The sequence below is a fragment of the Segeticoccus sp. genome, from assembly GCF_035708005.1.
The window spans coordinates 24,539-34,132 of the sequence record NZ_DASSTI010000040.1 but is presented as its reverse complement, the minus strand read 5'-3'; the positions used below and the strand labels follow the sequence as shown (position 1 = coordinate 34,132).

Below are 9,594 nucleotides of genomic sequence, written 5' to 3'. Positions count from 1 at the left end.
GCCCCTAGAGTGGGGGCACTCTGATCAGGAGCTCCCCTGAAGTGCGCCGCAGAACGGGAGCCCTGCCTCCCCCGTCGCGGGAGGTCCTGGAGGGGCGGCATCGATTCCGCATGCCCTTCACGGAGGTACTTTCATGAACGTCGGTCTCGGCCTGCCCATCAGCGACCCCGCGGCGCTGCTCGACTGGGCCCGCCGCGCTGATGCCGGCCCCTTCACCACCATCGCTCTCCTCGACCGGCTGGTCTACGACAACCCCGAGCCGCTGGTCGCCCTGGCGGTCCTGGCCGGGGCCACCACGCGCGTACGCGTACAGACGGAGGTGCTGCTCGCGCCGCTCCGCGAGCCCGCCCTGCTGGCCAAGCAGGCCGCCACGCTGGACCGGATGTCCGGCGGCCGGCTGGTGCTGGGGATCGGCGTCGGGGGCCGCGAGGACGACCACGTCGCCGCCGGCACCGACCTCAGGACCCGGGGCCGGCGGCTGGACGGGCAACTGGCCGTCATGCGGCGGCTGTGGTCCGGCGAGCCGTACGGTGACGGCGCCGGCCCGGTCGGGCCGCTCCCCGCCCGCCTCGGCGGCCCCGAGCTGCTCTTCGGCGGGTTCCAGCCGGCCGCGCTCGCGCGGGTCGCGCGCTGGGGGGACGGGTTCCTCGCCGCCGCCCCGCCGTCCTGGGCGGGCGGCCTCATCGAGACCGTCCACCGGCTCTGGAAGGAGGCGGGACGCTCCGGCTCGCCCCGCATCGTCACCCAGGTCAACGTCGCGCTCGGCCCTGAGGAGGTCGTGTCGGACGCCCGTACGGCCATGGGCGCCTATTACGCGTTCACCGGCCGGGCCGATCGGATGGTCGAGGGCCTGCTCACCACGCCAGAGGAGATCCGGCGGGCCATCGGCCAGTACGCGGACCTCGGCGCGGACGAGGTGATGCTCTACTGCTACGGCGCCGACCCCGGACAGGTCGACCGCCTCGCCGACGTCGTCTGATCTTCCTGTCATCGCGCCTCTCCGGGAGGGCTGGACGTCCGCCCCTCCCGGTGGGGCACTACAGCAGGGCCAGCATCCGGACCGCCTGCTCGGACCGGACCTCCCCCTTGGTACGCAGCAGCCAGTACATCGCCATCAGCCGCCGGCACTCCGTCAGCCTGGCGGCCTCCTCGGCGGTCAGTTCCAGCCGTTCCAGCACGGCGGTCATCCCGTGCCGGTCGTTCTCCCAGACGGCGATGTGCTCGCCGATCTCGGCCAGCTCGAACGCGCGGTCGCTGCGCCCGGAGTACTCGAAGTCGACGACCCGGACCCGCGTCCCGTCCCACAGGTAGTTGGCCAGGTTCCCGTCGCCGGTGCCGAACACCGGGGTGCCCGGCCGCGCGAGCACCCGCTCCAGGCCGGGCCGCGCCACCCACGCCGAGGCCGCGCGAAGGGCCTCGGCGATCGTGGGATCCCCGTCGAGGGGCGCGGCGGGCGCGGCCCACCCGCGTACCTGCTCCAGCAGCTCAACCGGGTGCCCGGCCCGTGGCGGGACCTGCTCCAGCGCCCGGCGCGGGATGCCGTGCTGCACGCGGGTGACGGCCTCGGCGAGGGCGTCCACCAGCCTGCCGGCGATCTTCCCGCGCACGGCCTCCCCGCCGAGGCGGGACATCACCACGACGGGCGGGTCGGCCTCCAGATCGGCGCTCACCGGCGCGGGAGCCAGGCCCGGCGCGTACGCGTCGAGCAGCCCCAGGGCCCGCCACTCGCGCCCGGGCTCGTCGTGGCCGGACGACCGGTAGCGCTTGACCACCACGTCGGACCGCACCTCGATGGCATGGCCGCCCATCCGCCCTCCGATCTCGCGGGATGGCCGGCCATCCTAGATCATCCCGTCGGGGCGGGGGCGGTCAGACCGGGTTGGGCAGCGCCCCGCCGTACCGCCGGTCGCGCTTGGCGAAGATCTCGCACGCCTCCCACAGGTCCCTGCGGTCGAAGTCGGGCCAGAGCCGGTCGAGGAAGACCATCTCGGCGTAGGCCGACTGCCACAGCAGGAAGTTGCTGGTGCGCTGCTCGCCCGAGGAGCGCAGGAACAGGTCGACGTCGGGCATCGTCGGGTCGTGCAAGTACTTCGCGATCGTGCGCTCGTCGATCGAGGACGGCTTCAGCCGGCCCGCCCGCGCCAGCTCGGCGATCTGCCGCGTCGCCTCGACGATCTCGCCCCGGCCGCCGTAGTTCACGCACATCGTCAGCGTGAGGACGTCGTTGTCCCTGGTGAGCTCCTGGGCGACCTCGAGCTCCTTGATGACCGACCGCCAGAGCCGCGGCCGGCGCCCCGCCCAGCGCACCCGCACGCCCCACGCGTGCATCTGGTCGCGGCGGCGCCGGATGACGTCCCGGTTGAACCCCATGAGGAAGCGCACCTCCTCCGGCGAGCGCTTCCAGTTCTCGGTCGAGAACGCGTACGCCGAGATGTGCTTGACGCCGATCTCGATCGCGCCGGCAACCACGTCCAGCAGGGAGGCCTCACCCGCCTCGTGCCCCTTGGTCCGCGGCAGCCCCCGGGCGTTGGCCCAGCGGCCGTTGCCGTCCATCACGATGGCCACGTGGTTCGGCACGAGCTCACGCGGGATCTGCGGCGGCCGGGCACCGCTGGGGTGGGGGAAGGGGGGCGTGGGCGTCATACCTCTCTCGCTCTCGGGACACTCAGGTGCGGTCGACGAGTCGCAACGATCGCACACCGCGTTCGAGGTGCCACTGCAGGAACGCCGACACCAGACCGCTGCCCTCCCGGCGCTGGGCCGGGTCGCTGGCATCGGCGACCGCCCAGTCACCACTGAGCAGCGCCGCCAGCAGCTCCATGGTGAGCCGGTGCGGCGCGGCCGAACCGGGCGTGCGGCACGAGGGACACACGGCGCCACCGGAGCCGACGTGGAACGCCAGGTGCGGTCCGGGCGCCCCGCACCGCGCACAGTCCACGAAGCTCGGCGCCCAGCCGGCGATCGCCAACGACCGCAGCAGGTAGGCGTCGAGCACCAGCCGGGCGTCGTGCTCCGTCGCCGCGAGTGACGACAGCGCGCCCGCCAGCAGCCGGAACTGCTGCGGCGCCGGCTCGCCCTCCTCGGTGAGCCGGTCGGCGGTCTCCAGCATCACCGTCGCCGACGTGTAGGTGACGTAGTCGCGGGCGATCGGGTCGCCATACGGCGCGAGCGTCTCGGCCTGAGTGATCGTGTCCAGCGAACGCCCTTCGTAGCACTGGAGATCCACGACCATGAACGGCTCGAGCCGCGCCCCGAAGCGCGACTTGGTGCGCCGCACCCCCTTGGCGACGGCGCGCACCTTGCCGCGCTGGCGCGTCAGCAGGGTCACGATCCGGTCGGCCTCACCCAGCTTCTGGGTGCGCAGCACGATGCCGGCGTCGCGATAGAGGGGCACCTCGCCATTGTCCTCCCTCACCTCTCCCCCGCCGGTATGCCGTGCCGCGCGTTCCGCTCGCACCGCGCCGGATGACCCGGCACGAGTCGCGTGCGCGCCAGGCGCTTGCGACAGGTGTTCGAAGTGTGGCTAGGATGTGGCCATGAGCACTGCGCTCCAGGGATCCCTGCTCGACCAGGTGGACAGACTGGGCCTGCGTCCCCTGACCGGCGCCGTGCGCCGCACCACGCTCACCCGCGGCGCGTGGGTGGACGTGCGGCCCGGGTGGGTGACCGGATCCGACGAGCTGTTCGAGCGGCTGCACCACGACGTGCCGTGGGCCGCCGAGCGGCGCCGCATGTACGAGCGCACCGTCGACGTCCCTCGCCTGTTGTGCTTCTACGGGGAGGACGACGCCCTCCCCCACCCGCTGCTGACGCAGGCGCGTGAGGCGCTGGGCCGGTACTACGCCCGCGAGCTCGGTGAGCCGTTCCGCACCGGGGGCCTGTGCCTCTACCGCGACGGGCACGACAGCGTCGCCTGGCACGGCGACACGATCGGCCGCAGCCGCACCGAGGACACCATGGTCGCGATCGTCTCGGTCGGCACGCCGCGTCCGCTCATGCTCCGGCCGCGTGGCGGCGGGCACAGCATCCGGCACGTGCTCGGTCACGGCGACCTGCTCGTGATGGGCGGTTCCTGCCAACGCACCTGGGAACACTGCATTCCCAAGTCCAGCCGCCCCACCGGGCCGCGGATCAGCATCCAGTTCCGTCCGCGCGGAGTGCGCTGACCGCCCCACGCTGGTCCGTGAGGGAGGACGACCGCGCTACTCTCGCGAGGATGGCTGCCGCCTCCGATCCCGAGGTCGTCCTGCTGCCGAGTCCGCTCCTCGGCCCGGCGGTATGGCGACCGGTCGCCGAGGTGCTTCGCTCCCGCGGCCGGCCGGTGACCGAGTCGACGGCGCCGACTGCCGCACCGCGCACGCCGGCCGACGTGCTGCAGGGGCTGCTGGCCGGCATACCGCAGGACCGCCCGAGCGTGCTCGTGCCGCACAGCAACGCGGGCTACTTCGTCCCGGGCCTCGCGACGCGCCGTGACGTGGTGGCCGTCGTCTATGTCGACGCCGGGGTCGCTCCGGCGCTGGGAGAAGCCGCGCTCGCCGCGCCGGAACTGCTCGAGCAGCTCGAGGCCTTGGCGGGTCCCGACGGGTTGCTGCCCCCGTGGACCGCGTGGTGGGACGCACACGAGGTGGACGCCCTCTTCCCGGACCTAGCGAGCCGGCACGCGGTCGAGGCCGAGCAGCGCCGCCTGCCCCTGGCGTACTTCCGGAGCCACGTCGCCGTTCCCGCGGGCTGGGACGTCGGCCTGCGCTCGGCCTACCTGTCCTTCGGTGAGGCGTACGCGGACCAGCTGGCGCGGGCGCGCCGGTCGGGCTGGCCCTCCCGGCGGCTGGACGGCGCCGGACACCTACACATGCTCGTGGACCCCGGCGGCGTCGCCGACGAGATCGAACGCCTGCTACTCCTTACCCAGCGCAGCGACTGACGACGTCGGTCGCAGGTGGCGCGGGGTCAGCTCGCGGTGGTGGTGGTGGTGGCGTCGCGCTCGGCCCGGTTGACCGCCGACAGGACGGCGGTCAGCGAGGCCTTGACGATGCTGCGGTGCAGCCCCACGCCCCAGAGCACGCGGTCCCCGACCGCACACTCGACGTAGGCCGCCGCCTTGGCGCCCTCACCGGCCGACAGTGCGTGCTCGGCGTAGTCGAGCACGCGCACGTCGATGCCCAAGGGCTCGAGCGCGTTGATGAACGCCTGGATCGGACCGTTGCCGGTGCCCTCCACGGTGATCTCCTGCCCGTGGTCGAGCATCGTGGCGACGATGTGGTCCTTGCCGTCGCCGTCGCTGTCGACCGTGCTGCCGATGGGCGAGAACCGCCCCCAGGCCCGGTCGCCGGTGCCCGACTTGGGCAGGTACTCGTCCTTGAACGCCTCCCACAGCGCCGCCGGCGAGACCTCGCCACCGGAGGTGTCGGTGTGCTTCTGCACCACCCCGCTGAACTCGATCTGCAGCCGGCGCGGCAGGTCCAGCTGGTGCTCGGACTTGAGGATGTAGGAGACGCCGCCCTTGCCGGACTGGCTGTTGACCCGCACGACCGCCTCGTAGGTGCGGCCCACGTCATGTGGGTCGATCGGCAGGTAGGGCACGGCCCACGGGATCTCGTCGACGGTCTTGCCGGCCTTGGCCGCGTCGGCGGCCATGTGGTCGAAGCCCTTCTTGATCGCGTCCTGGTGCGACCCGGAGAACGCGGTGTAGACCAGGTCGCCGCCGTAGGGGTGGCGCTCCCCCACCGGCAGCTGGTTGCAGTGCTCGACGGTGCGTCGGATGCGGTCGATGTCGGAGAAGTCGATCTGCGGGTCGATGCCCTGGCTGAACAGGTTCAGGCCCAGCGTGACGAGGCAGACGTTGCCGGTGCGCTCACCGTTGCCGAACAGGCAACCCTCGATGCGGTCGGCGCCGGCCAGGTAGCCCAGTTCGGCGGCCGCCACGGCCGTGCCCCGGTCGTTGTGCGGGTGCAGCGAGAGCACGACACTCTCCCGGCGGTGGAGGTGACGCGACATCCACTCGATGGAGTCGGCATACACGTTGGGCGTGGCCATCTCCACGGTCGCGGGCAGGTTCACGATGAGCTTGCGGTCGGGGGTGGGGTCGAAGACCTCTATCACCTCGTTGCAGATCCGCGCGGCGAACTCCAGCTCAGTGCCGGTGTAGGACTCCGGGGAGTACTCATAGGTCACGGCCGTCTCGGGGATCGTCTCCTCGAGCTTGCGGCACAGCCGCGCCCCCTGCAGCGCGATGTCGACGATCCCGTCCTGGTCCATCCCGAAGACCACGCGCCGCTGCAGCACCGAGGTGGAGTTGTAGAGGTGGACGATGGCCTGCTTGGCGCCGCGAATCGCGTCGTAGGTGCGCTCGATCAGGTGGTCGCGGGCCTGGGTCAGGACCTGGATGGAGACGTCGTCGGGGATCCGGCCGCCCTCGATCAGCTGGCGGACGAAGTCGTAGTCGGTCTGGCTCGCCGAGGGGAAACCGACCTCGATCTCCTTGTAGCCCATCGCCACGAGCAACTCGAACATGCGCAGCTTGCGCTCGGCGTTCATCGGGTCGATCAGGGCCTGGTTGCCGTCCCGCAGGTCCACGGCGCACCAGCGCGGGGCCGTGTCGATGCGGTTGCCGGGCCAGGTCCGATCGGGCAGGTCGACGACGATCTGCTCGTGGAAGGGGCGGTACTTGTGGAACGGCATACCGCTGGGCTGCTGGGGGTGGAACATCTTCTCTTCTCTGCCTTCTCGCTCGCGTATCGGGTCCGGCCCGGGCACGACCAACTCCGCGGCGAGGGGCAGGCCGTCTAGTGGGCCCCGCCGCGGCGGAGAAGGAGGAGCAGCGCTCCACGCGCGATACGCACGGTCGACAGGGTATGCCGCGCGCCCACCTTCCGTCCAGACGGCGGGACCCAGCGGCTCACATCTCGGACGGCAGCTCGCTGGCGGCGGCGCTGCGCTGCTCGTGCAGCTCGCGGCCCCGGGTCTCCGGCAGGGTCAGGATGACCGCGGCGGAGATGACCAGCAGGATGATCACGTAGCCGGTGAACGCCGAGCGGCCCATCGTCCCGCCGATCCAGGTCTGCAGGTAGGGAGCCGTCCCGCCGAACAGCGCCACGCAGATGGAGTACGGCACGCCGACACCGACGGCGCGGATGTGCGTCGGGAACAGCTCGGCGTAGACGGCCGGCACGATGGCCGCGCCGGCGGCGATGAACACCATGGCGATGCACATGGCCAGCCCGAGCTGCCAAGCCTGGTGGCGGACGAGGAACTGCAGCGGAAAGAGCACGGCGGCGGTGCCCAGGGCACAGGCGAGCAGCACCGGCTTGCGCCCGATCCGGTCCGAGAGCATCCCCCAGAGCGGCAGGATCGCGATGAAGACGAGGTTGGCGACGACTCCGGCCCACAGGGCGTCGGTCTCGTCGATCTTCAGGGCACTGATGGCGTAGGCCGGCGCGGAGATGGCCCACGCGTAGTAGGCGACCGTGAGCCCCACCGTCATGCCGATGACCTGCAGCGCCTGCTTGCGGTGCCGGACGATCTGCGGCCACACCCGCGGCTTGTCCTGCTTGCGCTGGTCGACGTCGTGGTGGAACACCTCGGTCTCGGTCATCTTGCTGCGCATGTACAGCGCGTAGAGGCCGAGGGCCCCGCCCAGGAGGAAGGGGATGCGCCAGCCGAACGAGGACATCTGCTGCTTGTCCAGCGACGCGGTCAGGATCACGCCGAGGATGACGCCCACGACGTTGCCGGTGGTCCCCGAAACGTAGATCAGGCTGGACCACAGGCCGCGGTTGTGCCGGGAGGCCTTCTCCGAGATGTAGGTCTGCGCCGAGGGGAGCTCGCCGCCGTGGGCGAGACCCTGCAGGAGCCGGGCGAGCACGAGGATGAGCGACGCACCGACGCCGATGGAGGCGTAGTTCGGGGAGACGCCGATCACGATGCTGCCCACCGCCGCGGCACCGACGGTGGCGGCCATGGCGAACTTCCGGCCGGTGTGGTCGGCGAGCCAGCCGAAGAGGAAGCCGCCGAACGGCCGGGCCACGAACCCGACCGCGAACACGGCCAGGGTCAGCAGCACCGCGGACGCCTGGTTCGCGCCGTTGAAGAACTGGCTGGCGAAGAAGGGCGTGAAGATCGCGTAGACGCCCCAGTCGTACCACTCGAGGGCGTTGCCGATGCCGGTGCCGACGATGGTCTTGGCGTGGCTCTGGCGCTGGGCCGTGGGCTGCGCGCGGGAGGCGTCGCGGCCGAGCGTGAGGTCGGTCATGTCTGTTCCACCGATTCGTTTGCTGTGGGAGGGATTGCTGTGGCAGTGGTCAGGCCGCGCGGTTGCCGGCCGAGAGGGTTGCGAGCCGGCGGACGGCCAGCTCGGCATACAGCGCGGCACCGTCGGCCAGGACCGCGTCATCGAAGGAGGCCAGGGGAGAGTGGTTCATCGGCGCGGTCGCCGGGTCCCTGCCCTCGCTGGTCGCGCCCAGGAAGACGAAGCTTCCCGGCACCTCGTCCAGGACCCGCGAGAAGTCCTCGGAGCCACCGAGGGGCACCGCCATGTCCACGTGCCGCTCGGGCCCGAACACCTCGGTGATCGTGTCCGCGGCGAAGGCAGTCTCCGCGACGTCGTTCACGGTCACCGGATACTGGTGGCGGTACTCGACGCTGGCCTCGAGGCCGTGCGCGGCGGCCACCTGGCGGACCAGGCGCGGCGCCGCCTCGGCCATCCGTTCCTGCGCCTCCGCCGAGAAGGTGCGGACGGTGGCCTCGAGGCGAGCGTCGTCGGGGATGACGTTGGCCTTGGTTCCGGCGTGCAGCTGGCCGACGGTCAGCACCACCGGGTCGAACACGTTGAACTGGCGCGTCACCATCGCCTGCAAGGCCATGACGATCTCCGCCACGGCGGGGACCGGGTCCTTGGCGCGGTAGGGCATCGAGCCGTGGCCGCCGGCGCCGTGCACCGTCACGTGCAGCTCGTCCGACGCGGACATCATGGGGCCGGCCTTGGTCAGGTAGCTGCCCCGGTCGGCGAAGGCGGAGAAGACGTGCATGCCGAAGGCCGCGTCGACGCGCCGCCCGGCGGCGTCGAGGACGCCCTCGCGGAGCATCACCCCGGCCCCGTCCCAGCCCTCCTCACCGGGCTGGAACATGAACACCACGTCGCCGTCGAGACGGTCCCGGTGCGTCGACAGCAGTCGGGCGGCCCCCACGAGCATGGACGTGTGCAGGTCGTGCCCGCAGGCGTGCATGGCGCCCTCGACCTGGGAGCGGAAGGGCACGTCCACCCGCTCGGTCACCGGCAGGGCGTCCATGTCCCCGCGCAGCAGGACGACCGGCGCCGCGCCGTCGGCCCCCGAGGCGCCGGACCCACGCAGCACCGCCGTGACCGAGGTCGTCCCGGTGCCCGTGGAGATGTCGAGCGGTAGGCCGGCCAGCGCGCCCAGGACCTTCTCCTGGGTGCGGGGCAGGGCGAGGCCGATCTCGGGCTCCCGGTGCAGGTCGTGACGCAACCGCGCGAGCTCATCCTGCATGCTCGTCGCGTCGTCGCGTAGGTCCATGGGTGCCCTCCTGGCTGATAACCGTGCTGATGTGATGACGAAGTCTTCAGGAACAGGCGTTGTT

9 protein-coding genes are annotated in these 9,594 nt (G+C 71.8%); 3 read left to right on the top strand and 6 right to left on the bottom strand.

Features of this window, described 5'->3' with window-relative positions; all coding sequences use genetic code 11:
- Positions 1–133: 133 nt before the first annotated feature.
- The gene (locus VFL99_RS04695) at positions 134–979 is read left to right on the top strand and encodes an LLM class flavin-dependent oxidoreductase (RefSeq protein WP_325105173.1); all 846 of its coding nucleotides are present in this window, start codon (positions 134–136) and stop codon (positions 977–979) included.
- A 58-nt stretch (positions 980–1,037) separates the two neighbouring features.
- Here VFL99_RS04695 and VFL99_RS04690 read toward each other — a convergent pair whose 3' ends face one another.
- From VFL99_RS04690 to recO, 3 genes are all read right to left on the bottom strand, one after another.
- Positions 1,038–1,808 (bottom strand): phosphotransferase family protein, encoded by a 771-nt coding sequence (locus VFL99_RS04690; protein ID WP_325105172.1) that lies wholly within the window; start codon positions 1,806–1,808, stop codon positions 1,038–1,040.
- Positions 1,809–1,869: 61 nt separating this feature from the next.
- Positions 1,870–2,643 carry an isoprenyl transferase gene (locus VFL99_RS04685; RefSeq protein ID WP_325105171.1) on the bottom strand — a complete coding sequence of 258 codons (774 nt, stop codon included), beginning with the start codon at positions 2,641–2,643 and terminating at the stop codon, positions 1,870–1,872.
- 22 nt (positions 2,644–2,665) lie between these two features.
- Positions 2,666–3,394 (bottom strand): DNA repair protein RecO, encoded by a 729-nt coding sequence (gene recO / locus VFL99_RS04680; protein WP_325105170.1) that lies wholly within the window; start codon positions 3,392–3,394, stop codon positions 2,666–2,668.
- A gap of 142 nt (positions 3,395–3,536) precedes the next feature.
- Here recO and VFL99_RS04675 point away from each other — a divergent pair, with 142 nt between their 5' ends.
- Together VFL99_RS04675 and VFL99_RS04670 are read left to right on the top strand one after the other, a co-directional pair.
- Complete coding sequence (locus VFL99_RS04675; protein ID WP_325105169.1) at positions 3,537–4,166, top strand: alpha-ketoglutarate-dependent dioxygenase AlkB; 630 nt, start codon at positions 3,537–3,539, stop codon at positions 4,164–4,166.
- 50 nt (positions 4,167–4,216) lie between these two features.
- Entirely contained in the window at positions 4,217–4,921 is a 705-nt protein-coding gene (locus tag VFL99_RS04670) for a hypothetical protein (RefSeq protein ID WP_325105168.1), read from the top strand.
- 26 nt (positions 4,922–4,947) lie between these two features.
- On the opposite strand, the gene leuA is transcribed toward VFL99_RS04670, so the two are convergent.
- The 3 genes from leuA to VFL99_RS04655 all read right to left on the bottom strand — a co-directional run bounded on the left by leuA (position 4,948) and on the right by VFL99_RS04655 (position 9,530).
- Positions 4,948–6,705 carry a 2-isopropylmalate synthase gene (gene leuA, locus VFL99_RS04665; RefSeq protein WP_325105167.1) on the bottom strand — a complete coding sequence of 586 codons (1,758 nt, stop codon included), beginning with the start codon at positions 6,703–6,705 and terminating at the stop codon, positions 4,948–4,950.
- 190 nt (positions 6,706–6,895) lie between these two features.
- Positions 6,896–8,248 carry an MFS transporter gene (locus tag VFL99_RS04660; RefSeq protein WP_325105166.1) on the bottom strand — a complete coding sequence of 451 codons (1,353 nt, stop codon included), beginning with the start codon at positions 8,246–8,248 and terminating at the stop codon, positions 6,896–6,898.
- 49 nt (positions 8,249–8,297) lie between these two features.
- Entirely contained in the window at positions 8,298–9,530 is a 1,233-nt protein-coding gene (locus VFL99_RS04655; protein ID WP_325105165.1) for a M20 metallopeptidase family protein, read from the bottom strand.
- Between the last annotated feature and the right edge of the window lie 64 nt (positions 9,531–9,594).

Bases quoted from the DNA above. Each gene is read 5' to 3' on its own strand.
- VFL99_RS04695 (WP_325105173.1), top strand. From the start codon at position 134: ATGAACGTCGGTCTCGGCCTGCCCATCAGCGACCCCGCGGCGCTGCTC.
- VFL99_RS04690 (WP_325105172.1), bottom strand. From the start codon at position 1,808: ATGGGCGGCCATGCCATCGAGGTGCGGTCCGACGTGGTGGTCAAGCGC.
- VFL99_RS04685 (WP_325105171.1), bottom strand. From the start codon at position 2,643: ATGACGCCCACGCCCCCCTTCCCCCACCCCAGCGGTGCCCGGCCGCCG.
- VFL99_RS04675 (WP_325105169.1), top strand. From the start codon at position 3,537: ATGAGCACTGCGCTCCAGGGATCCCTGCTCGACCAGGTGGACAGACTG.
- VFL99_RS04670 (WP_325105168.1), top strand. From the start codon at position 4,217: ATGGCTGCCGCCTCCGATCCCGAGGTCGTCCTGCTGCCGAGTCCGCTC.
- leuA (WP_325105167.1), bottom strand. From the start codon at position 6,705: ATGTTCCACCCCCAGCAGCCCAGCGGTATGCCGTTCCACAAGTACCGC.
- VFL99_RS04660 (WP_325105166.1), bottom strand. From the start codon at position 8,248: ATGACCGACCTCACGCTCGGCCGCGACGCCTCCCGCGCGCAGCCCACG.
- VFL99_RS04655 (WP_325105165.1), bottom strand. From the start codon at position 9,530: ATGGACCTACGCGACGACGCGACGAGCATGCAGGATGAGCTCGCGCGG.